Source organism: Amycolatopsis sp. NPDC003676 (assembly GCF_053587275.1).
Window position 1 is genome coordinate 62754 of the sequence record NZ_JBSFNS010000033.1, and the last position, 21756, is coordinate 84509.

The window sequence follows — 21756 nt, forward strand, 5'->3', positions numbered from 1 at the left end:
CGTTCCGGCATCCGGGCTAAGAAACTTCAAAAAAAGCCACCGGATCGTGTCAAGGTTCGGACTAAAGCGTCCGATAGGGGAAGTGGAATGTCACCCGGCTGCAGGAAGGAAACCCCGTGACGACGGTCTTGATCTGCGACGACCGACGCAGTGTCCGCGAAGGGCTCACCCGTGTGATGTCCGCGGTGCCTGGGGTCAGTCGCATCGACTGCGTAGCGCACGGTGACGAGCTGCTGGCCCGGTACACCCGTCAGCCGGTCGACGTCGTGCTGGTCGGGACGCAACGCGCGGTCCCGACAGGCGTCGAGGCAACCCGCCGGCTCGTCTCCGCGAACCCCCAGGCGAACGTCATCGTCTTCGGAGCCCCGGACGACGCGGGCAGCATCGCGGCCGCCATCGCCGGCGGAGCGCGCGGCTACCTGCGCTGGGACGCTTCGCGGCCCGAACTGGTCGCCGCCCTGGCGCACACCCTGGCCAGCACCTCGGTGCCCGCGCCGCGGCAGCCGTCCGACCCCGGCGTGCAGCTCACCGAGCGCGAGCTGCAGGTCCTGCGCGGCATGAGCCAGGGCAAGAGCAACGGCCAGATCGGCCGTGAGCTGTACCTCTCCGAGGACACGGTCAAGACGCACGCGCGGCGGTTGTTCCGCAAGCTCGGCGTCCGCGACCGGGCGCAGGCCGTCGCGCACGGCTTCCGCCGCGGTCTCGTGTCCTGACCGAGGCGGCGCAAGCCAGTACGGGACTTCCGATCCGATTCCCGCGGTGACGAACGGGCCAGGGCAGCCAAGCCCTGGCCCGTACCTGTTGTCCTGGCCCCTGCTCCGCGTGCCTCGCCCGCGTCCCCACCGCGTGACGGCACTGCCCCACCCCGTCTGCCTGCGACAATCGCCGCCCGGCCGCGCCCGGCGCGCCGGTCACCACCTCTGGCGGTTGTCTGGTAGGACTCCGACGGTACGGTAGCTGTGACCGGCGCAGGACGGGGACGACCACGCGCCGGATTCTTTGCACGCCTACACGTAACGCTGGGACTGTTGTCTGCGATGGCCACTGTGGGGGATGGACTGGACGAGCCGGTCGCCGCCGCTGTCGAGGGAGACCCTCAGGCAGTGGAGCGGTTGCTGGCCGCCATTCGTCCCCTTGTGGTGCGGTATTGCCGCGCCAGGGTTGGCAGGCAGGAGCGTTCGTTCGCTTCGGCAGACGACGTTGCGCAGGAGGTGTGTCTCGCGGTGCTCACGGCATTGCCTTCGTACCGTGACCAGGGCCGCCCCTTCTTGGCGTTCGTCTACGGCATCGCCCAGCACAAGGTCGCCGACGCGCACCGCGCCGCGGCGCGCAACCGGGCGGAGCCGGTCGCCGAGATCCCCGACGAGATCGAGGGCGGCGTCGGCCCGGAGCAACGTGCTCTGCAGGGTGAGCTGAACGAGCGGATGGCGCAGTTGCTGCAGGTGCTGCCGGACAAACAGCGGGAAATCGTTGTTCTGCGGGTCGTGGTCGGACTGTCGGCGGAGGAGACGGCGGAAGCCGTCGGTTCCACGCCGGGTGCGGTCCGCGTCGCCCAGCACCGGGCGCTCGCCCGGCTGCGCAAGGTGCTTGCCGCCGAGGAGGTGATCTGAGTGACCGATCGCGAAGACCGGGACAGAGACCTGTCACCTTCCGCGCAGGCCAGCGGCCTGACCGGGTACGAAGCGGAAGCCGACGGCGACCTGACGGCCATCCAGGCCGACGACGCGCTGCTCGACGCGCTCGGCGGGACCGATCCGGCCGTAGCCGACGGGCTCGGGGACCAGGAACTGAACGCGCTGCTGCTCGCGTGGCGCCGCGACATCGACAGCGAACCGCTCGCCGAGCTGGTCGACGTCGACACCGCGGTCACCACGGTGAAGACCGCCACGCTGGCGCGCAAGTACCAAAGCCGCGGCCGTCGCCGCCGCTATCTCGTGCCGGTGGCCGCCGCGTGCGCCGCCGCCGCGATCGCCTTCACCGGCACCGGTCTCGCCGCGCGCGACGCCCAGCCCGGCGACACGCTGTGGGGCCTCACGAAGGTGCTCTACGCCGATCACGCCCGCTCGGTCGAGGCCGCCGCCGCGGCGAAGCTCGACCTGGAGAAGGCGAACCTGGCGCTGGCCGACAACCGGCTGGCGGACGCCCGGCGGGCGCTCGCCGACGCGCAGGCCGCGCTCACCCAGGTCACCGACGCGGACAACCGCAACCAGCTCATGCAGCAGCACCGCGAACTGGCCGCTCAGCTCGGCCAGCCGACGGCCCCGCCCTCGGGGCAGAAGCCGTCGACGCCGCCCGCCGTTCCGCCGGTGCACGACCCGGTCAGCAGCGCGGCGCAGCCGCCCGGCGAGTCGACGTCGCTGCCGGGCACCGGAGGCGGGCACACCAATCCGCCGCCGGTCACGTCGGTGACGCCGCTTCCGCCGGTCACGTCGACGCCGAGTTCGCCGCCGCCGTCGCCGAGCGCCACCCCGAACGATCCGGGCACGGGCAGCAGCCCGCGCAACGAGTCGTCGCAAGGGGTACAGGCGCCCAACGGCACCAGCGGCTCGTAGTTTCACGAAGGTCCCGGCACGGACAGTGCCGGGACCTTTTTCGTTCACCGGTTTCAATGGGGGAGGCGCGATGCTGGTTTTCGGGGAACCGTACGAAACCGCCAAGGGAACGGTGCTGATCACGGTCACCCGGCAAGGCCGTCGAGGCGGGCCTGGGCGGGCGGTCGGGCTGTACACGATCGACTCCGACGGCGTGACGTGGACGCCGGCGGTCGACGGGGGCCGGATCGCGCTGATCGGGGCGTGCACCGGTTTCGTGGCGGCGGCGCTCGCGACGCTGGCGGTGGTGCACCGTCCACCGTGGCCGAATCTGACCGAGCGGGCGATGATCGCGCTGGCGGAGAGCCCGAAGCACCGGCGTTGAGCAGGTTGTCCACAAGTCGACACCGCTGTGGGCAACCCCTGTGGACAACTCGTCCGCGCACACAAAGAAGGCCCTGGTGGCCAAACTCACCAGGACCTTCTTTTCAAGGCTGTTCAGGACCGAAGGAGTCAGTACGCGCTTTCGTTCGCGGTGACCCCGTCCGCGAAGCCGCGGCAGTAGTCCCAGCTCACGTAGTCGGTCGGGTTCGGGTCGAAGGCCGGCTCGTGCGGGCGCATCCGGCCGTCGGACAGCAGCTGCTCCAGGCTCGCGCGCAGCAGCGTCCAGTCGTGATAGTGCGGTTCGTCGCACTCGCCGCAGTCGACCACGATGCCGCGGACCCCGCGAGGCTCCAGCAGAGCCTGGTACACGGCGAGGTCGGACAGGTCGGCCAGCAGCTCGGTGCGCTCGTCCGCGCTGATCGGCTCTTCGAGGTGGTCGTCGGGGTCGGGGATGGCCCGGGCCGGATCGTCCGGGTCGTCCGCGAACGGATCGGGGGGCAACACATCGTGCGGCACGGCCTGCACGCTACCCGCCGGGCCACCCACCCGGGCCAGGGCCCCGGCCCGGATATCATGAGGGGAAGGCCCGACCACCCTCGGCCCACGCCCGGCACCGCTGCCCGCGACTCCAGCCCACTCCCGCCAGGAAGGCCCTTCGCCCCTCATGACCAGCGAAAGCATCACCCCCGCAGTGCCCAGCAAGTTCGCGATGCTCGGCTTGACCTTCGACGACGTGCTGCTGCTGCCCGCGGAATCGGACGTGGTGCCCAGCGCGGTGGACACGAGCACGCAGCTCACCCGCAACATCAAGCTCAACGTTCCGCTGGTCTCCGCCGCGATGGACACGGTCACCGAGGCGCGGATGGCGATCGCCATGGCCCGCCAGGGCGGGATCGGCGTGCTGCAGCGCAACCTCCCGATCGACGAACAGGCGGCGGCGGTCGAGGTCGTCAAGCGGTCCGAGGCGGGCATGGTCACTGACCCGGTCACCTGCGCCCCGGACGACACCCTCGCCGAGGTCGACGCCCTGTGCGCGCGGTTCCGGATCTCCGGCGTCCCGGTCACCGACGCCTCCGGCGCGCTCGTGGGCATCATCACCAACCGCGACATGCGGTTCGAGGTCGACCACACCCGCCTCGTGAGCGAAGTCATGACGAGGACGCCGCTGGTGACGGCGCAGGTCGGCGTTACCGCGGAAGCCGCGCTCGGGCTGCTGCGCCGCCACAAGATCGAGAAGCTGCCGATCGTCGACGGCGCGGGCAAGCTGCGCGGCCTGATCACGGTCAAGGACTTCGTGAAGACCGAGCAGTACCCGCGGGCGTCGAAGGACCCGGACGGCCGCCTGGTCGTCGGTGCCGCGGTCGGCGTCGGGCCGGACGGGCACAAGCGCGCGATGGCACTCGCCGAGGCCGGGGTGGACGTGCTGATGGTCGACACCGCGCACGGCCACTCGCGTGCGGTCATCGACGCGGTGCGGTTGTTGAAGAAGGAACTGGGCGAGACCGTCGACATCGTCGGCGGCAACGTCGCCACGCGGGCCGGTGCGCAGGCGCTGGTCGATGCTGGCGCGGACGGAGTGAAGGTCGGCGTCGGACCGGGCTCGATCTGCACCACGCGAGTCGTCGCAGGCGTCGGTGTGCCGCAGATCTCGGCGATCTACGAGGCGGACCTGGCTTGTCGTCCGGCGGGCGTCCCGGTGATCGGCGACGGCGGCATCCAGTACTCCGGCGACATCGCGAAGGCGATCGCGGCCGGTGCGTCCACAGTCATGCTGGGCAGCCTGCTCGCGGGCACCGCCGAATCGCCGGGTGACCTGATCCTGGTCAACGGCAAGCAGTTCAAGGTCTACCGCGGAATGGGCTCGCTGGGCGCCATGCAGTCGCGCGGCGAGGCGAAGTCCTACTCCAAGGACCGCTACGCCCAGGACGACGTGCTCTCCGACGACAAGTTGGTGCCGGAAGGCATCGAAGGCCGGATCCCGTTCCGCGGGCCGCTGTCGAACGTGGTCCACCAGCTGACCGGCGGCCTGCGTTCGGGCATGGGCTTCACCGGGGCGCGCACGATCGCGGAACTGCAGGAGCGCCAGCTGGTCCGGATCACCGCGGCCGGGCTGAAGGAAAGCCACCCGCACGACATCACCATGACGGTCGAGGCCCCGAACTACACGACCCGCTGATCGACCCTGTTCGCCCGCTCCTTCCTCCCGCCACACTGGATCTCCAGGTGACGGCGAGGGGAGCGGGCGAATGCGGTTTTCCCGGAGGTTCGTGCTGACAGCGGCTGCCGCGATGGTGCTCGGGGGAGGAGCGGCTTCGGCGGCCGCGGCGGATTCGCCGGACAGCTCGCTGTGGAAACGCACCGAGCTGTACTTCGGCACCGCCAAGCCCGGCGGCGGCGAGGTGACCGAGAAGGAGTTCGCGGACTTCTCGGCGAAGGACATCACACCGCGGTTCCCGGACGGCTTCACGCAGCTCGAGGGCACCGGTCAATGGCGGTCCGGCGGCGGCGCGGTCGTGCGCGAGCATTCGATCGTGCTCGTGGTGCTGTATCCGCCGACGAACCAGCACGCGAACGCCGACCTCGAACAGATCCGCACCGACTACAAGCACCTGTTCGATCAGGAATCGGTGCTGCGAACTGATTCCACCGCGCGCGTCTCGTTCTGAGCGCGGTTCCACCCGAGCAGCAGCAACGGCGTCGCCAGCATCAACGCGCCCGCCAGCCCGAGCGCGCCGCGCGTGCCCAGCCACGTCGCCACCACACCCCACAACAGCGTGAGCCCGGCGGTGCTGGCGCTGCTGCTGATCCGCCACGCGGACAACATCCGGCTCACGTACCCGTCTTCAGTCTCCTCGAGCCGATACGTCGCGAGGACCGTGCTGTACGCCGCCGAGCTGACGATCAGCCCGAACTCCACCGCCATCACCCAGAACAGTCCGCCGATCCCAGACGGCACGAACGCCAGCAGCACGACCCAGCATGTGCGGACCGCACCGACGATCGGCAGCAGGCGGACCCGGCCGTAGCGCGGCACCAGGCGGCGGGCGAGCCGGGAGCCGACCAGGCCGCCGAGGCACGGGACGCCGAACGCGAGCCCGTACTGCCAGGTCGGCAGGCCGAGTTCGCCGAGCAGCAGCACCGCCAGCACCGGTGCGGTGGCCATGATCAGGCCGTTGACCAGACAGGAGCTGAGGAAGAGCTTCCGCAGCCGGGCGTGCTGGAAGACATACCGCCAGCCCTCGACGAGGTCAGCGGCGCGGAAGGACGCGGGGCGGGACGGGTTGGGCTCGCGGGTGCGGATCGTCGAGAGCGAGAGCGCGGAGAGCAAGTAGCTGATCGCGTCGAGGATCACAGTGGCCAGCGGGCCGAAGAACCCGATCGCCGCGCCGCCCGCCGGTGGGCCGATCGCGGTCGCGGTCCACAGGGTCGTCTCGAACCGGCCGTTGGCGGTGAGCAGGTCTGGACCAGCCGCCAGTGATTTCAGATACGCGCCGCTCGCCGACGTGAACGCGATGTTCGCCGCCGCCACGATCACCGACACCGCCACGAGCTGGACGAACGTCAAAAGGTCGAGCAGATACGCGGGCAGCAGCGTGAGCAGGGCGGCGAACCGGACGAGATCCATCGCGATCAGCACCGGCCGTTTCCGCCGGAATTCCACCCACGGACCGAGCGGGAGCGCGGCCAGCGAACCCACCGCGAGCCCGGCTCCGGCCAGCAACGACACCTGCGCGGCACTGCTGTGCAGCACCCGTACCGCGATGATCGAGAAGGCGTCGAGGGCGAAGTAGGTGCCCGCGATGCTGACCGCGTACGCCAGCCACAGCCGGTGAAAGTCCTTGCCCAGCGCCAAATCCGTCCCCCTCGTTCAGCCGGGCAGCCAACCACCCGCCGGTGCCGGTGGCAAACAACCGCGCGCACAACCGGTGGTTGTCGCCACCGCAACGGTCCCCCGCGCGCAGGTCACCCGTGCCGACTCGCGACAATGGACCGCGAAGCGGCAGGCGCGAGAAGGGACATCACGTGCGGGATCTGGTCGAGATCGGCATGGGCCGCACCGCGCGGCGGGCGTATGACCTCGATGACGTGGAGATCGTGCCGTCGCGGCGGACGCGGTCGTCGTCGGTGGTGTCCACTGCCTGGCAGATCGACGCGTACCGGTTCGACTTGCCGCTGGTCACCCACCCGACGGACGCGATCGTGTCGCCGGGGACCGCGGTGGCGATCGGCGAGCTGGGCGGCCTCGGCGTGCTCAACGCCGAAGGGCTCTGGGCCCGGCACGCGAACGTCGAAGAGGCGATCTTCCGTCTCGTCCGCGCGGCCGAGGACAGCGAGGACCCGGCGGCAGTCGTGCGCGAGCTGCAGGAGCTGCACTCCGCGCCGATCCGGCTCGACCTGCTGACCGAGGCGATCAAGACGGTCCGCGAATCCGGCGTGACGGTGGCCGCGCGGGTCAGCCCGCAGCACGCCGCCGAGCTGACCCCGGACCTGATCGCCGCGGGCGTCGAGATCCTGGTCGTGCAGGGCACGATCATCTCCGCCGAGCACGTGCAGCGCGACGCGGAACCGCTCAACCTCAAGGAGTTCATCGGCCGGCTCGACGTGCCGGTGATCGCCGGCGGCGTGAGCGACTACCGCACGGCCATGCACCTGATGCGCACCGGCGCGGCGGGCGTCATCGTCGGCCACGGCTACACCGAGGGCGTCACCAGCACCGACCGCGTGCTCGGCATCGGCACCCCGATGGCGACGGCGATCGTGGACGCGGCCGCCGCTCGCCGCGACTACCTGGACGAGACCGGCGGCCGTTACGTGCACGTCCTCGCCGACGGCGGCATCACGACGTCGGGCGACATCGCGAAGGCGATCGCCTGCGGCGCGGACGCGGTCATGCTCGGCGCCCCGCTGGCGACCGCGTCGGACGCCCCGGGCCAGGGCCTGTACTGGACGGCTGCGGCGGCGCACCCGTCGCTGCCGCGCTCGCGCGTGGTGGAGGGCCCGGACTCGGACTACGCGGTGGACCTGAAGACGCTGCTCTTCGGCCCGTCCTCGGACGCGGAGGGCGTGGTGAACCTGTTCGGCGCGCTGCGCCGCGCGATGGCGAAGACGGGGTACTCGGACCTGAAGGAGTTCCAGCGCGTCGGGCTGACCGTGCGCGGCTGAGGTGCCAGGACTTCGCGGTTGAAGCGTGTCTGCCCAGGTGAGGTAACTCGTCAGTAACTTAACTCTGGCCTGGCGGCTTCCCGGGGGTTACCCTCTTTCCTGTGACTGCCAGTAACACCACCACCGCGCGGCAAGAACCCGACTACGACGTCCTCGTCGTCGGGTCCGGGTTCGGCGGCAGCGTCGCGGCGTTGCGGCTGACCGAGAAGGGCTACCGCGTCGCGGTGGTCGAGGCGGGCAGGCGCTTCGCCGACGACGAGTTCGCCAAGACGTCCTGGGATCTCAAGCGTTACCTCTGGGCCCCGCAGCTCGGCTGTTACGGCATTCAGCGCATCCACATGCTCAACGACGTGATGGTGCTGGCCGGCGCCGGTGTCGGCGGCGGGTCGCTGGTCTACGCGAACACGCTGTACCGGCCGCTCAAGCCGTTCTACCAAGACCGGCAGTGGGCGCACATCACCGACTGGGAAAGCGAACTCGCGCCGCACTACGACCAGGCCAGCCGCATGCTCGGCGTCGTCACGAACCCGACGATCACGCCGTCCGACGTGGTGATGCGGGACGTCGCGAAGGACATGGGCGTCGAGGATTCGTTCCACGCCACGCCGGTCGGGGTGTACTTCGGCAAGCCCGGCGAGACGGTGAAGGACCCGTTCTTCGGCGGTGCCGGGCCGGATCGGGTCGGGTGCACCGAATGCGGTTCGTGCATGACCGGTTGCCGGGTCGGCGCGAAGAACACGCTGGTGAAGAACTACCTGTACCTCGCGGAAAAGGACGGCGCGAAGGTCATTCCGCTGACCACGGTGACGTCGGTGAGCCCGCGCAGCAACGGTTACGCGATCACGTTGCAGAAGACCGGAACCCGTTCGCGGCGTTTCCGGACCACGGTCACGGCGTCGCAGGTGGTGTTCGCCGCTGGTACTTGGGGCACACAGAACCTGTTGCACCGGATGAAGGACACGGCCGCGCTGCCGAAGTTGTCCGGCAAGCTCGGCGAGCTGACCCGGACGAACTCCGAGGCGATCATCGGCGCGGCGCGGACCACTGTGGACGCCGAGCGAGACTTCAGCCGCGGGGTCGCGATTACCTCGTCGATCCATCCGGACGAGAACACGCACATCGAACCGGTGCGTTACGGCAAGGGCAGCAACGCGATGAGCCTGCTGCAAACCGTTGCCACTGACGGTTCTTCGCCCGTTCCGCGCTGGCGGCAGGCGCTCACGTTCCTGGTCAGGCACCCGGTGCAGTCGGCGAAACTGCTGAACGCGTACCGGTGGAGCGAGCGCACGGTGATTCTGCTGGTGATGCAGAGCCTCGACAACTCCATCACCACCTACACGCGGCCCGGCCTTTTCGGACGGCGGAAGTACACGTCGAAACAGGGCCACGGCGAGCCGAACCCGAGCTTCATCCCGGCCGGGCACGAGGCGAACATCCTTACCGCGGAACGGATCGGCGGCATGCCGGGCGGCACCTGGGGCGAGGTGTTCGACATCCCGCTCACCGCGCATTTCATCGGCGGCGTGCCGATCGGCGACAGCGCTGACACCGGCGTCATCGACCCGTACCACCGGGTTTACGGCTACCCCGGACTGTCCGTTGTGGACGGTTCGGCGATCACCGCGAACCTCGGCGTGAACCCGTCGCTCACCATCGCCGCGCAGGCGGAGCGGGCCTTCTCGTTCTGGCCCAACAAGGGCGAAGCCGACGAACGGCCCGAACAGAGCAGCGGGTACGCCCGGATGGAGCCGGTCGCGCCGAAGAACCCGGCGGTTCCGGCGAACGCGCCCGCGGCACTGCGCCGCTGACCTAAGATCGTCCGGTGACGACTGCGGCGCTGGACCGGATCCGGGAATTGCACGACGAATGGGCACGAGTCGCCGAGGCGATGCCGGAGACGGCGTTCGCCGAGCCGAGCGCGCTGCCCGGCTGGACGCGCGCGCATCTGCTCACCCATCTCGCGCGTAACGCGGACGCTCTCGGGAACCTGTTGACCTGGGCCGAAACCGGCGTCGAGCGGTCGATGTACGGCCCCGGCAACGCCCGGGACGACGACATCGAGGCCGGCGCGGGCCGCGCTCCGGCGGAGATCGTGGCCGATCTGGTGGCGTCCGGAAAACGGCTGACCGACCATGCCGCGCGGCTGTCGGACGAGACCTGGGCAGCGCGCGTCCGCCACCGGCACGGCGGCGAGCTGACCGGCGCGGACGTGCTGACGCTGCGGCTTTCCGAGACCACGATTCACCTGGTCGACCTCGATGCCGGCCATGATTTCGACAGCGCCACCGCGCTTCTCGGCGAGCATCTCGACGCGGTGATCGCGACGCTGATCCGGATGTGTCCGCGTCCGTTGCCTTCGTTCCGGATCACCGATGGCGTCCGTACCTGGACCTTCGGCGACGGCGGCGATCTCGTGACCGGGACGCCGGGCACGGTGCTGGCCTGGCTGACCGGCCGCGGCGACGGTTCGGCGCTTTCCGGGCCGGTGCCGGAAATGGCCCCGCTGCTCTAATTTTGACCGGATTGCCGGGTGGCCGCGAGCTCGTCCTCGGCTACCCGCTCGCCGAGGCTGGGCGCGCGCCCGGTAGGCGGTCCGATGTGGACAGTTTTTCACCCTTGCGGCATTGCTGACCGGACTTTTCGCAACCGACCTGAGGTCTGAGGCGTCTGAATGAACATGACAGTCGGGAGAAGGACGTTTTTGCGCGCCGCCGGATTGACGGCGGTCGGCGCGGTGGCCGCGGCGTGCACGGCGAAACCGGGACCCTCGGTGCCGCAGACCAGCCCGACGTCGAGAGCGACCGTGCCGCCGAGCACCAGTTCGAAGCCGTCCGGGCCGCCGGATTGGAACGCGTTGCGCGGCAAGCTCTCCGGGGACCTGGTGCTGCCCAGCGACGGTGGATTCGCCACCGCGAAACGGGCGTTCAACCCGCTTTTCGACGGGCAAAATCCAGCGGCGGTCGCGAAATGCGCGAAGCCGGAGGACGTGCAGGCGTGCGTTGAGGCGGCTGGCGGCCGGATCCCGCTCGCCGCGCGCAGCGGTGGGCACAGCTATGCCGGGTATTCCGCGCCGGACGGCGGGCTGGTCATCGACGTCGGCGGCATGGCCGGCGTGGACATTCAGGGCGACCAGGTCGTCATCGGCGCGGGCGCGAAACTCGGGGACGTCTATTCGGAGCTGGCGAAGGCGGGTCGTTGCTTGCCGGCGGGCTCCTGTCCGACGGTCGGCATCGCGGGGCTCGCGCTCGGCGGCGGAATCGGGGTATTGACCCGTAAATACGGTTTGACGTGCGACCGGCTGCAGTCCGCGCAGATCGTCACGCCGGACGGCAAGCTGCGCACGGTGAGCGCACAAGCGGACGGCGACCTGTTCTGGGCGCTGCGCGGCGGCGGGGGCGGAAACTTCGGCGTGGTCACCTCGTTCACCTTCAGCACCGTGGAAGCGCCGACCGTCACGGTGTTTTCGCTGAAGTTCCAGTCCGGTTCGGCGGGCGACGTGGTCGACGCGTGGCAGCGCTGGCTGCCGAGCGCTCCGCCCGAATTGTGGTCGAACTGTGTGGTTTCCGGCGGTCCGAGCGGGGCGTGCCGGATCGGCGGGGCGTTCGTGGGCGGTTCGGCGGGCCTGACGTCAGCGCTCAGTGGATTGTCGGTGTCGCCGTCCACCCGCACGATGAAAACCCTCGGCTACGGCGCGGCGATGAACTATTTCTCCGGCAGTTCGGAGCGGCAGACTTTCGTGGCGTCGTCGCGGATCATCACCGATCCGGTCGACGGCGGGAAGATCGCCGATCTCGCCTCGGGGCACAAGGGGATGGATCTGCTCATCGACGGTCTCGGCGGCGCGGTGGGGGATATCGCGCCTGCGGACACGGCGTTCCCGCACCGGAAAGCGCTGGCCAGCATCCAGGTTTACGCTCCGGCCACCGCGAGCAGCCAGGAGACCGCGCGCAAGTCAGTGTCCACTGTGGTCTCCGGACTGGCGGACGCCGGCGCGCACGGCGGCTACGTGAATTACATCGACCCGGACCTGCCGGACTGGAAGTCGGCCTACTACGGCGACAACGCGGCCCGGCTGGACCAGGTGGCGAAGAAGTACGATCCCAACGGGGTTCTCAAGTTCGCTCAGTCTGTGTGAGGCGCGGGCCAGACGTAACGCACGTCTGGCTCGCGCTCTTCATTTCGCTGCCCGTCGGTGTATTCGACGGCGACGAAACCGTGGCGGCGGTAAAACCGTTGCGCTGGCTCGTTGATCTGGAACGTCCACAGTGTCAACCCGCCGGGGCGGAGCTGTTTGGCCAAGTCCACCAACTGATCGCCGATGCCGCGCCCGCGCCACGGAAGGTCGAGATAGAGCTGGGCCAGCTCTGCCCCGTCGAGCACGAGCAGTCCGGCCACAGTGGACTTGGCAACAGCTACCCAGGTTTCCTGCTGCGGCACCACGATATTCGCGAACCACCAACGCACCGCGTCGTCGTCATGGGCGCGCCGGACGGTCGGCAGTGCGGCGGTGAACGACCGCAGCCACACGTCGGCGATGTCGCGTGCGTCAGCGGCCGTTGCCCGTCGCAAGTCCACTGTGGTCAGAGGTCGACTCCGGTGAAGACCGTGACTCGCTCCTCGGTCAGGTCGTGCATCGCCGACAGCACGCCTTCTCGGCCGACGCCGGAACCCTTCACGCCGCCGTACGGCATCTGATCCGCGCGATACGACGGCACGTCGCCGATGATCACGCCGCCGACTTCCAGCTCCGCCGACGCGTGGAAGGCCAACTGCACGTCACTGGTGAACACCCCGGCCTGCAACCCGTACGCGGACGCGTTCACCGAAGCAAAAGCCTCGTCCACTCCATCCACAATGGACACTGCCAGCACCGGTCCGAAGATTTCCTCCGACCAAGCCTTGGCGTCCGCGGGCACGTCAGTCAGCAGAGTCGGCGCAACCGTTGCGCCCGAACGGGTTCCGCCGGTCAGCACTCGTGCGCCACCAGCCACCGCTTCATCGACCCACGCGATGATCCGTTCCGCAGCAGTCTCGTCGACGACCGGGCCGACGTCAGTGTTGCGGTCATACGGATCGCCGGTTGCCTGCGCCTCGACGGCCTCGGTCAGCGCGGGCACGAACTCGTCGGCGATCGCCGCGTCCACAATTACCCGCTGGACCGCAATGCACGACTGGCCAGCCTGGTAGTTGCCAAAGGTCGCGATCCGCTGCGCAGCACCCTCGACGTCCGGCCAATCCCGCAGCACGACCGCCGCTGCGTTGCCGCCGAGTTCGAGCACCACGTGCTTGCGTGCCGCCGCGTCCGCGATCGACCAGCCGACCGGGCCGGATCCGGTGAACGACACCACCGGCAGCCGCGGGTCGGCGACGAGCGCCTGCGTCTCCTCGTTTCCCAGCGGCAGCACGGAAAACGCGCCGTCGGGCAGGTCGGTCTCGGCGAGCAGTTCGCCGAGCACCAGCGACGACAGCGGCGTACGCGGCGCGGGCTTGATGATGATCGGCGCGCCAACCGCGAGCGCGGGCGCGACCTTGTGCGCCACCAAGTTCAGCGGGAAGTTGAACGGCGCGATCCCGAGCACCGGCCCGCGCGGCACCCGGCGGGTCAGCGCGAGCCGGGCGTCACCGGACGGGTCGGCGTCGAGCCGCTGGACGTCGCCGCTGAACCGGCGCGCCTCCTCGGCCGCGATCCGGAAGACCGAAATCGCCCGCTTCACCTCGGCCTCGGCCCACTTCAACGGCTTGCCGTTCTCGGCCGTGATCACCTCGGCGAGTTCCTCGGCGCGCATCGCGAGCCCGCGCGAGACGTGCTCCAGCGCGGCCGCGCGCTGATGCGCGGGAGTGCGCCGGAACTCCTTCGCGACCGCGGCCGCCGCGGCCACCGCCCGCTCGACCTGGTCCGCGCCGGGCACCGCGACCGTCGCCACTTCGCTGCCGTCGAACGGGTGGTGCACCACGAGGGTGCTCGCGCCCTGCTCAGCCTGACCGGCGATCCACGCGGCCCGCGGCTGTGGGGTGATCGTGTCCATGCGCCCAAGGTATTAGGCGCCACCTGGCCCGGCACGCCGGACCAGGTCCTTCTTTTGTGGCACCTGTCCTGGCGCGGAGATGACATTTGTCGGGGGTTTCTCGCGGATCGTCGCCATATCGTCAGCGCATGACCAACTCGGTTGCCTCTCGCTGGTCCGCCAACCCGGCGGTGGCCTTCTTCGCTCGCGTCGGAACACCGCGCCGTCCGGTGCTGACCGGCGCGGTGTTCCTCGTGACCGCAGCCGTGCTGATCGCTCAACTGGCGGACCCGTCGCTCTTCGACCGCTTCAAGCGGGACGCCACCGCGATCGACTCCGGGGAGTGGTGGCGGCTGCTGACCGGCATGTTCTTCCAGGACGGCAAGTTGTTCGGCGGGCTTTTCAACCTGGTCGCCCTCGCCGTCGTCGGCACGGTGGCGGAATGGTGCCTCGGCCGCGTCTCCTGGTTCGTCCTCTACTTCGGATGCGGGCTGTTCGGCCAGTTCCTCAGCTACGTCTGGCTGAATCCGGTAGGTGCGGGCAACTCGATGTGCGTCGCCGGGCTGCTCGGCGCGCTTGCCGTAGTCGTGCTGCGAGCGCGCGCCGCTGAGCCGCCGCGGGGGTTGTACCTCGCCGCGCTGCTGATCGTGCCGCTCGCCGTGCTCGACACAGTGCTGCACGACAACCACGGCATGCCCGCGCTGCTCGGGATCGGGCTGGGACTGCTGGTCAGCGGTTTCGGTAAAGGTCGCGAAGCAGCAGGATCTCCGCGCAGTGATGGATCATCTCTCGGCTGATGTGCAAGACCAGCGCGGCCATCGACAGCTCCGCGTACGGCCCTTCAGCTGGACCGCACGGGCGAGCCAGCGCTTCGGCGTCGAGACTGCGTACGCCGGCCATCCAGGTCGCGTACGCGTCGTCGAGCTGCTTCAGTGCTTCGTCGGCAGAGCCTGCGTACGGGAACTCCTGGTAGGACGTCGGCGGCCCGCCGAAGTGCGACGCGGAGCGCATGCCCAGCACGCCCGGGATGATGTGGCCCAGCCGCCACGCGATCGTGGTCACCGGCGGGGGAGTCGGCTCCGGGAACGAGAAGTCGATGGTGAAGTCGCCCGTGCCGGGTTGGTCGTCGCTCGTGCGGGGATGCACGGTCCAGCAGTTCTCGACCGGCTGCCAGAAGTACTCGTCGTCGGTGAGGCCTTCCAGCTTCGGGCGCACGTGGTGCTGCCAGTGCCAGTCGAGCTGTTCGGCCAGTTCGTTGGTCCAGTCGTTGGTCATGCGGGCACGGTAAGCCGGTTCGCGGACAGCGGCTGTCCTCATTCCGGGGGCATTGCCGACGTGACGGGGCCCACCTGGGACGATGGTGGCAAAAGCGCTGATACCTGGAGGTCTTGGGTGGCCACTCCCACCGGTCCGGTACTCGTCATGGACTTCGGGGCGCAGTACGCGCAGCTGATCGCCCGTCGCGTGCGCGAGGCGCAGATCTTCTCCGAGGTCGTGCCGTCCAGCGCGACCGTCGAGGAGCTGCTCGCCAAGAACCCGTCCGCGATCATCCTGTCCGGCGGCCCGTCGAGCGTGTACGCCGAGGGCGCTCCCGCGATGGACCCGAAGCTGGTCGAGGCCGGCGTGCCGATCCTCGGCATTTGCTACGGCCACCAGCTGCTCGCCCGCGCGCTCGGCGGCGTCGTCGAGCCGACCGGCGTGCGCGAGTTCGGCCGTACTGACGTGCGGATCGTCGGCGAGGGCGGCGTCCTGCACACCGGGCTGCCCGGCCACCAGACGGCGTGGATGAGCCACAACGACAGCGTCACCAAGGCTCCGGAGGGCTCGGTCGTCACGGCCAGCTCCGACGGCGCCGAGGTCGCCGGTTTCGAGGACGTCGAACGGCGTTTCGCGGGCGTGCAGTACCACCCGGAGGTGGCGCACTCGCCGCACGGCCAGGAGGTGCTGCGCCGGTTCCTGTACGAGATCGCCGGGGTCAAGCCCGGCTGGACCACTTCGTCCATTGTGGACGAGCAGGTGGCTGCGGTCGCCGCGCAGATCGGCGACGGACGGGCGATCTGCGGCCTGTCCGGCGGCGTCGACTCCGCGGTCGCGGCCGCGCTCGTGCAGCGCGCCATCGGCGATCGGCTGACCTGCGTGTTCGTGGACCACGGCCTGCTGCGCGCGGGGGAGCGCACCCAGGTCGAGCGCGATTTCGTGGCCGCGACCGGCGTCAACCTGGTCACCGTGGACGCGCGCGAGCGGTTCCTGAACGCGCTCGCCGGCGTCACCGACCCGGAGCAGAAGCGCAAGATCATCGGCCGCGAGTTCATCCGCGTGTTCGAGCAGGCCGAGCGCGACCTCAAGGCGCAGGGCGACTACCGGTTCCTCGTGCAGGGCACGCTGTACCCGGACGTCGTCGAGTCCGGCGGCGGCGAGGGCACCGCGAACATCAAGAGCCACCACAACGTCGGCGGCCTGCCGGACGACCTGCAGTTCGAGCTGGTCGAACCGCTGCGGCTGCTGTTCAAGGACGAGGTCCGCCGGGTCGGGCTCGAACTGGGGCTGCCGGAGACCATCGTGCAGCGCCAGCCGTTCCCCGGGCCGGGCCTGGGCATCCGGATCATCGGCGAGGTGACCGCGGACCGGCTGGAGACCCTGCGCGAGGCCGACGCGATCGCCCGCGAGGAGTTGACGGCGGCCGGGCTGGACCAGGAGATCTGGCAGTGCCCGGTGGTGCTGCTCGCGGACGTCCGCAGCGTCGGCGTCCAGGGCGACGGCCGCACTTATGGTCACCCGATCGTGCTGCGCCCGGTGTCGTCGGAGGACGCGATGACCGCCGACTGGACGCGGCTGCCGTACGAGGTGCTGGAGAGGATCTCGACCCGGATCACGAACGAGGTGTCCGAGGTCAACCGCGTGGTGCTGGACGTGACGAGCAAGCCGCCGGGCACCATCGAATGGGAATGACATGAAAAACGGGGCCCGGATTACCGGGCCCCGTTTTTTGTCGCGCTGTTACGGCCGTCGCTTGCGGAACGACGCGCCGAGCATCAGGATCCCGCAGAACACCGCGCCGCCCGCGACGATCCAGCGGAAGTCGAAGGTGGGCAGCCAGCTGGATCCGTCGGTGAGGACGTAGCCGGACACGAGCAGCGTCGCGACCCCGACGATCAGCGTGATCCAGTCGACCCCGCGGCGACGGCAGGCCGGGGCTTCGGGCTCGTCGTAGGAGTACGGGTTCTCAGCCACGGCGCACCTCCACCTGGCCCACGCCGTTGGTGACGTGGAGCGTGATCTTCTGTCCGCCGACGTTGTCGTCGCCGTTGTCGGTCCCGGAGATGGCCGGCTGGCCGACCCCGTTGGACGTGCGGTTCAGGCAGTCGACCTCACCGGCGCTGTTCTCGCAGGTGAAGGTCACGTCCGCGGTGCGCGGCACGATGACCTCGGTGTTCCCGGCACCGTTGGAGACCGTGGTAGTGACCGGTTCGCTCGCGGCCAGCTGGGTCAGGTCGATCTTCATGTTGCCCGCGGTGTGCCGGTAAACCGGCTGCAATTCGGCCGCGGTACGCGGGGTGGCGGTCAGGTCGCCGACGCCGCCGCGCACGTCGAGGTTGTCGAACGTGCTGGTCGTGAGCACCATCCCGGCGATCGACAGCGGAATCGCGAGCCCGATCAGGCCGCGGGCGCCGCGGGCGAACGCACCCGCCACGAGCCCGACGCCCAGCACGGCGAGCGTCATGCCGATGATGTGCCGCAGCGAGAACCAGTCGAACCCGTTCAGCGAGAGCGCGACCCCGATGCCGGCCACGATCACCGCGACCCCGAGCGTGGCGGCCCCGATCTTGGACCGTCGCCGCGGCGGCCGGTGCTGGTAGTTGTTGTAGTCGTCGGCCGGAGACGGCGGCGGCGGTGGCGGCGGTGGCGGCGCCGCCGGGTCAGGCAGATCCCAGCCGGCCGGGTCGGCGGCCAGCGGATCCCAGCCCGGTGCCGCCGCCGCGGGAGTCGGGGTGTCGCTGTTCATCGTGAAAGCTCCGGTTCCGGAAGCGGTTCCGTCCGCCGCGAACGCGACGACCGGCGCCGGTCGGTTGTCCTGCCCGCGGGTGCGGTGCAGGAGATAAAGGCACGTGGCGAGCAACGCGAACCCGATCAGGCCGCCCCCGTCGAACCAGCCGCCGCCGAAGGTCCACCCGACAACCGGAATCACCGCGACGGTGAGCACGGCCGCGAAGGCTTTGGTCATGCTCGACTGCCCGCGCCCGATCAACGACTCGAAGCCGGAAACCTCGTCCCCCTCGGAAGGGAAGAACAGCCACCCGAGCAGGTAAAGAACCAGCCCGAACCCCCCGAAAACAGTCGCCGCCGCCAACGCGACCCGAATCACCACCGGATCGATCCCGTAGCGATCCCCCAGCCCAGCCGCGACCCCAGCGACCTTCCGCCCCGAGTGCGGCCGCCGAGGCCTGCTGGCCCAGAAGTCCTTGACGGTCTCCTCGAACCCGTTCAGGGGGTTCGTACGGGGAGGCCGCACGTCGTTCGCACCACTCATGCTTCACAGCATGGTCGATGGAGGGGGAGGGCACATCGGGGAAGGTCCCTGAGGTTATCCCCGAGATGGGGGCCTTGCCGGGGGTCTTCCGTTGGGAGGGGGCCAGCTCGCATGACCCACTCGGACCGAACGGTCGTGGCTCCTAGATCACGGGACGGTCGTCGACGCCGCCGAGGCAGACCCCTATTCGATCTTGCCGCCCGCGGTCAGCGTCGTAGCACGACCGGAGCTTTCGAGCTTCGCGATGCGATCTTTGGCTGGCCTGATTCTCAGTTCCGGGGCAGCAGCTTGTCTAACGCCGTTGCGACGTCTTCGGCCTTTTCACACGCGGCTGCGGTGTCGTCGCCGATCAGCACGATCACCAAGGCGCGCGAGTCTGGTCCGACTTCCATTCCTATCTGGCAACCGCCTGGCGAGCCCAGCAGATCACGTTGCTCGATGAGCTTGCGCCCGTTGATATTTCCGTTGTGCGCGGAATGTGGGTCAAGGACGTTATCTGTGTACTTCTGGCCGTCCTGGAGCGCGATCCCAACTTCCGCCGCAGGATCCTTCGCGGCATTGACGGAGGTTCTCTTCGTCCGGCAGCTGCGGTTGGCGTCCGCGATGGACGGCCGAGCTGGCGGAAATCCTTGCCCGGACAGGATTTGATCGACTAGCTGACATTGGTCCAATGTGGCGAATGGGTTGGGGGAACTAGAGGCCGGATTGGCTGGCGCAGAAGCTGATGTGGTAGGTGTGGCAGTTCCATTGATCGAGTTTCCGCAGGCCGCTGCGTTGACTAGGGCCAGTGTGACGCTCAATGTCCTGGCGACTCGGCGAATATTGGCCACGATTTTTCCAGCTTCCACGGTGCGAGTCCCGGCCGACTGCCTGGGCGGAGTCAGTTCTTCGGGAGAAGGTTCCAGTTTGCCTGCTAGGTCCTCGGCGGTCTTGCACGAGGCAGTCGTGTCCGTGCCGCTGGCAACGTCGAGCACCGCGCGAGAGTTGGGTTCAACTGCCAAGAAAATCGAGCATTGGCCGCTTGACTGCAAGGGCTCGGGGTCTTCAACGGACGGTCGACCGTTGAGCTTTCCGCTGCGAGCTTTTTCGGGATTTTGGATGTTTCCATGGGTGTCGCTTTGGGGAACCCCTCGCCAGCGAGGGCCTGGCCCAAGAGGGCGCATTGGTTCCGAGCGGCAAAGGGATTCCTGGGCGCGGCTGAGGAAGCTGGTGTGCTCGGAGCTGCTTCGCCGTTGACGGAGTTGTCGCACGCGGTGACCAGGATGGCTGCGGTGTCCAACGTGAGAAGTACCCCTACGGTTCGCAATGCGACTTCCCGGGTGGCTGGGTCAGTTTTTCGGAAGAAGAGGGTCCAGCTTGACCGCCAGCTTTCGGGCTGCCTCGCATGCGACGTCGGTGTCGCTGCCGTTTGTGACATCAATAAGTGCGCGAGAGTTGGTCGCGACAGCCAACTTGATCAGGCATGATCCACTCGAGCCGAGTGGCTGGCGTTCCTCGATGAGGGGGCGGCCATTGACGTCGCCGGCGTGCGCCTTGCTGGGGTCGGCAACGTTGTCGGTGTAGCGCTGACCGTCCTGCAAGGTGAGGCCGATGACACCGGCGTCAGGTCCGTCTCCTGGCTTCTGGGACATGCAGGAGCGCTTTGAGTCGGCAACTGAGGGGGTCGCCTTGGGAAAACCTCGGCCGGCCAGGATTTGATCCAGCAAGGCGCACTGGTTTCTTGCGGCAAAAGGGTTTGCGGAAGAGGATGACGGCGCGGCGGTCGGAGAAGGTGTTTGGCCTGCTCCTGCGGTCCCGTCGACGGTCTTGTCGCACGCGGTCAGCAGCACCGTGGCCGCGCCGAGCAGGAAGAGGGTTTTCGGGACTCGCGATGCGATCATCAGTTGTTAATTTTCTTGTTGAGCTGATCGAATGACTTCTTGTGAGCATGGTCGGTTTCGCGGTAATTTTTGCGCGCGATGGCAAGAGCGTCTCTCGCGGTCTCAACCGCATCCCGCATTAGGACAAGGTTGGGCAGCATGGCTTCTCCGCCTCCGGCTGCTACTTCGACATTGAACCCCGCTACCAAGGTCGCGTACGGAGAACTGCCCATTTCGGCGAATTCAGTGAGGAGGGTCAGGTCGTGAATCATCGTCTTGTAGCCGTCGAGGAAAAAATTGCAGGCCTTCATGTAGGCGTTGAATCCAGCCTCATTGACCGCAAACGACCCGTTTTGTGCCAAGGTCTTCAGTGTGTGCCCGGCATCGCGCATCTTCTCGGCGGCTTCGTGGCTTCCGGGGCCCTCGGTGAGCCCCGCCAAGAAGGCGTTGCCCGCCGTGTCGGCTGCGGGAGAGCCGCCGGAGAGCGGCTCCGAGTTTACTTCGATTCCTGACATCAGCTGCTCCTGTGTCTACGTCTGCGCTCGAGATGCGGAGGCCATGGCATGCGCCAGGCAGTTGGCATCAACCGCCAAGAACCGGAGGAGTGATCTTCTCCCCGTCCGGTCCCCGCTCCGGCTTGACCTCGAAGACCTCGTCCGGATCGACCTGTGTCGGGATCTTGTTCTTGTGTTCCTTGTCCTCTTCCTTCTTCTTCCCAGCCCCAGCAGCACCGGCGGCCCCAGCCGCACCCGGCTTGCCGCCCTTCCCCGCGTTCGCCGCAGCGGTAGCGCCGCGTTCCAGCCGTTCCGCCGCGCCCTTCCCACCGCTCTCACCAGGCTTTCCGGAACCACCCGAACCAGCGCCACCAGTCACCCGACCGCCAGCGCCACCCCGGCCAACACCGCCACCCGACCGGCTGCGCGGCGTGTCCTCGCCAGGCTTCGCGACATTGCCCCCGCCCAGCGCGAGCCCGTCAGGGGACAGGCGGCCGAGCGGACCCGGCGTAGGCCGGGCATTGCCGCCGCCGGGCAGGCTGGGGTTGCTGAGCGGTCCGGTGCCGGTGTTGATGCCGGGGCCGGGGTTGTACGACACCCCGGCAGGCGGTACCCCGGGGTTTCCGCCAGCAGGCGGACCGAACGTGTTGACACCGGGGCCGCCGATCGGGGGATTACCGGTGAACCCAGGCCCGCTCCCCGTCACCGGACCACCCGGCCCGGCATAAGGCCCACTAGAAGCCCCACCAGGCACCGTCACCGGCGCGGCGCTGCTCGCATGCGTGCTGTCGT

The 21756-nt window shown here is 68.9% G+C and carries 22 protein-coding genes and 1 pseudogene; 12 read left to right on the forward strand and 11 right to left on the reverse strand.

Annotation, left to right across the window (positions count from 1 at the left end; translation table 11 throughout):
* Positions 1–116: 116 nt before the first annotated feature.
* From ACWDNU_RS20995 to ACWDNU_RS21010, 4 genes are all read left to right on the forward strand, one after another.
* Positions 117–713, forward strand: coding sequence for a response regulator transcription factor (locus ACWDNU_RS20995; protein WP_020662719.1), 597 nt, complete (start codon positions 117–119; stop codon positions 711–713).
* A 324-nt stretch (positions 714–1037) separates the two neighbouring features.
* Complete coding sequence (locus ACWDNU_RS21000; protein ID WP_009072423.1) at positions 1038–1610, forward strand: sigma-70 family RNA polymerase sigma factor; 573 nt, start codon at positions 1038–1040, stop codon at positions 1608–1610.
* A complete protein-coding gene (locus ACWDNU_RS21005; protein ID WP_449670114.1) occupies positions 1611–2552 on the forward strand; it encodes an anti-sigma-D factor RsdA in 942 nt (313 codons plus the stop codon).
* A gap of 70 nt (positions 2553–2622) precedes the next feature.
* Positions 2623–2916 (forward strand): hypothetical protein, encoded by a 294-nt coding sequence (locus ACWDNU_RS21010; protein ID WP_449670115.1) that lies wholly within the window; start codon positions 2623–2625, stop codon positions 2914–2916.
* Positions 2917–3044: 128 nt separating this feature from the next.
* Here the strand turns inward: ACWDNU_RS21010 and ACWDNU_RS21015 are convergent, their stop codons facing one another.
* Positions 3045–3440, reverse strand: coding sequence for a DUF5319 domain-containing protein (locus ACWDNU_RS21015; RefSeq protein WP_009072430.1), 396 nt, complete (start codon positions 3438–3440; stop codon positions 3045–3047).
* A gap of 139 nt (positions 3441–3579) precedes the next feature.
* Between ACWDNU_RS21015 and guaB the strand changes: the two genes are divergently transcribed.
* Together guaB and ACWDNU_RS21025 are read left to right on the forward strand one after the other, a co-directional pair.
* Complete coding sequence (gene guaB / locus ACWDNU_RS21020; RefSeq protein ID WP_378399707.1) at positions 3580–5091, forward strand: IMP dehydrogenase; 1512 nt, start codon at positions 3580–3582, stop codon at positions 5089–5091.
* 70 nt (positions 5092–5161) lie between these two features.
* Positions 5162–5581, forward strand: coding sequence for a DUF3574 domain-containing protein (locus tag ACWDNU_RS21025; RefSeq protein ID WP_344270389.1), 420 nt, complete (start codon positions 5162–5164; stop codon positions 5579–5581).
* Here the strand turns inward: ACWDNU_RS21025 and ACWDNU_RS21030 are convergent.
* A complete protein-coding gene (locus ACWDNU_RS21030) occupies positions 5533–6768 on the reverse strand; it encodes an MFS transporter (protein WP_449670116.1) in 1236 nt (411 codons plus the stop codon). The genes ACWDNU_RS21025 and ACWDNU_RS21030 overlap by 49 nt on opposite strands.
* 170 nt (positions 6769–6938) lie before the next feature.
* Between ACWDNU_RS21030 and ACWDNU_RS21035 the strand changes: the two genes are divergently transcribed.
* The 4 genes from ACWDNU_RS21035 (at position 6939) to ACWDNU_RS21050 (ending at position 12213) form a co-directional block, all read left to right on the forward strand.
* Positions 6939–8078 (forward strand): GuaB3 family IMP dehydrogenase-related protein, encoded by a 1140-nt coding sequence (locus ACWDNU_RS21035; RefSeq protein ID WP_449670117.1) that lies wholly within the window; start codon positions 6939–6941, stop codon positions 8076–8078.
* A 101-nt stretch (positions 8079–8179) separates the two neighbouring features.
* Positions 8180–9886: a GMC family oxidoreductase N-terminal domain-containing protein gene (locus ACWDNU_RS21040; RefSeq protein WP_449670118.1), complete on the forward strand. Its 1707-nt coding sequence runs from the start codon at positions 8180–8182 to the stop codon at positions 9884–9886.
* 14 nt (positions 9887–9900) lie between these two features.
* Positions 9901–10590 carry a maleylpyruvate isomerase family mycothiol-dependent enzyme gene (locus ACWDNU_RS21045; RefSeq protein WP_449670119.1) on the forward strand — a complete coding sequence of 230 codons (690 nt, stop codon included), beginning with the start codon at positions 9901–9903 and terminating at the stop codon, positions 10588–10590.
* A 159-nt stretch (positions 10591–10749) separates the two neighbouring features.
* On the forward strand, positions 10750–12213 hold the full coding sequence (locus ACWDNU_RS21050; protein ID WP_449670120.1) for an FAD-binding oxidoreductase: 1464 nt from the start codon (positions 10750–10752) through the stop codon (positions 12211–12213).
* Here the strand turns inward: ACWDNU_RS21050 and ACWDNU_RS21055 are convergent.
* Both ACWDNU_RS21055 and ACWDNU_RS21060 read right to left on the reverse strand, forming a co-directional pair.
* Positions 12201–12647, reverse strand: a complete 447-nt coding sequence (locus ACWDNU_RS21055) for an N-acetyltransferase family protein (RefSeq protein WP_449670121.1) — start codon at positions 12645–12647, stop codon at positions 12201–12203. The genes ACWDNU_RS21050 and ACWDNU_RS21055 overlap by 13 nt on opposite strands.
* Before the next feature lie 11 nt (positions 12648–12658).
* A complete protein-coding gene (locus tag ACWDNU_RS21060; protein ID WP_449670122.1) occupies positions 12659–14104 on the reverse strand; it encodes an aldehyde dehydrogenase family protein in 1446 nt (481 codons plus the stop codon).
* Between the two features lie 128 nt (positions 14105–14232).
* Here ACWDNU_RS21060 and ACWDNU_RS21065 point away from each other — a divergent pair, with 128 nt between their 5' ends.
* Positions 14233–14880, forward strand: a complete 648-nt coding sequence (locus ACWDNU_RS21065; protein WP_449670123.1) for a rhomboid family intramembrane serine protease — start codon at positions 14233–14235, stop codon at positions 14878–14880.
* Here ACWDNU_RS21065 and ACWDNU_RS21070 read toward each other — a convergent pair.
* Entirely contained in the window at positions 14813–15358 is a 546-nt protein-coding gene (locus tag ACWDNU_RS21070) for a DinB family protein (RefSeq protein ID WP_449670124.1), read from the reverse strand. The two genes, ACWDNU_RS21065 and ACWDNU_RS21070, sit on opposite strands and share 68 nt — an antisense overlap.
* Before the next feature lie 117 nt (positions 15359–15475).
* Between ACWDNU_RS21070 and guaA the strand changes: the two genes are divergently transcribed.
* Entirely contained in the window at positions 15476–17032 is a 1557-nt protein-coding gene (guaA, locus tag ACWDNU_RS21075; protein WP_449670125.1) for a glutamine-hydrolyzing GMP synthase, read from the forward strand.
* Between the two features lie 48 nt (positions 17033–17080).
* On the opposite strand, the gene ACWDNU_RS21080 is transcribed toward guaA, so the two are convergent.
* From ACWDNU_RS21080 to ACWDNU_RS21105, 6 genes and pseudogenes are all read right to left on the reverse strand, one after another.
* Positions 17081–17314: a hypothetical protein gene (locus ACWDNU_RS21080; RefSeq protein WP_370932138.1), complete on the reverse strand. Its 234-nt coding sequence runs from the start codon at positions 17312–17314 to the stop codon at positions 17081–17083.
* The gene (locus ACWDNU_RS21085) at positions 17307–18611 is read right to left on the reverse strand and encodes a PspC domain-containing protein (RefSeq protein WP_449670126.1); all 1305 of its coding nucleotides are present in this window, start codon (positions 18609–18611) and stop codon (positions 17307–17309) included. Before ACWDNU_RS21085 ends, ACWDNU_RS21080 begins: the two co-directional genes overlap by 8 nt.
* Before the next feature lie 269 nt (positions 18612–18880).
* Positions 18881–19585, reverse strand: coding sequence for a DUF3558 family protein (locus tag ACWDNU_RS21090; protein WP_449670127.1), 705 nt, complete (start codon positions 19583–19585; stop codon positions 18881–18883).
* 354 nt (positions 19586–19939) lie between these two features.
* A complete protein-coding gene (locus ACWDNU_RS21095; protein ID WP_449670128.1) occupies positions 19940–20491 on the reverse strand; it encodes a DUF3558 family protein in 552 nt (183 codons plus the stop codon).
* Positions 20491–20985: a hypothetical protein gene (locus ACWDNU_RS21100; protein WP_378300885.1), complete on the reverse strand. Its 495-nt coding sequence runs from the start codon at positions 20983–20985 to the stop codon at positions 20491–20493. The genes ACWDNU_RS21095 and ACWDNU_RS21100 overlap by 1 nt, the downstream gene beginning before the upstream one ends.
* Positions 20986–21052: 67 nt before the next feature.
* Positions 21053–21756 (reverse strand): annotated as a pseudogene (locus ACWDNU_RS21105) (hypothetical protein); the annotation flags it as partial.

Coding starts and splice junctions, on each gene's coding strand:
- ACWDNU_RS21010 (WP_449670115.1), top strand. CDS start 2,623: ATGCTGGTTTTCGGGGAACCGTACGAAACCGCCAAGGGAACGGTGCTG.
- ACWDNU_RS21085 (WP_449670126.1), bottom strand. CDS start 18,611: ATGAGTGGTGCGAACGACGTGCGGCCTCCCCGTACGAACCCCCTGAAC.
- guaB (WP_378399707.1), top strand. CDS start 3,580: ATGACCAGCGAAAGCATCACCCCCGCAGTGCCCAGCAAGTTCGCGATG.
- ACWDNU_RS21050 (WP_449670120.1), top strand. CDS start 10,750: ATGAACATGACAGTCGGGAGAAGGACGTTTTTGCGCGCCGCCGGATTG.
- ACWDNU_RS21100 (WP_378300885.1), bottom strand. CDS start 20,985: ATGTCAGGAATCGAAGTAAACTCGGAGCCGCTCTCCGGCGGCTCTCCC.
- ACWDNU_RS21025 (WP_344270389.1), top strand. CDS start 5,162: ATGCGGTTTTCCCGGAGGTTCGTGCTGACAGCGGCTGCCGCGATGGTG.
- ACWDNU_RS21070 (WP_449670124.1), bottom strand. CDS start 15,358: ATGACCAACGACTGGACCAACGAACTGGCCGAACAGCTCGACTGGCAC.
- ACWDNU_RS21000 (WP_009072423.1), top strand. CDS start 1,038: ATGGCCACTGTGGGGGATGGACTGGACGAGCCGGTCGCCGCCGCTGTC.
- ACWDNU_RS21095 (WP_449670128.1), bottom strand. CDS start 20,491: ATGATCGCATCGCGAGTCCCGAAAACCCTCTTCCTGCTCGGCGCGGCC.
- ACWDNU_RS21065 (WP_449670123.1), top strand. CDS start 14,233: ATGACCAACTCGGTTGCCTCTCGCTGGTCCGCCAACCCGGCGGTGGCC.
- ACWDNU_RS21060 (WP_449670122.1), bottom strand. CDS start 14,104: ATGGACACGATCACCCCACAGCCGCGGGCCGCGTGGATCGCCGGTCAG.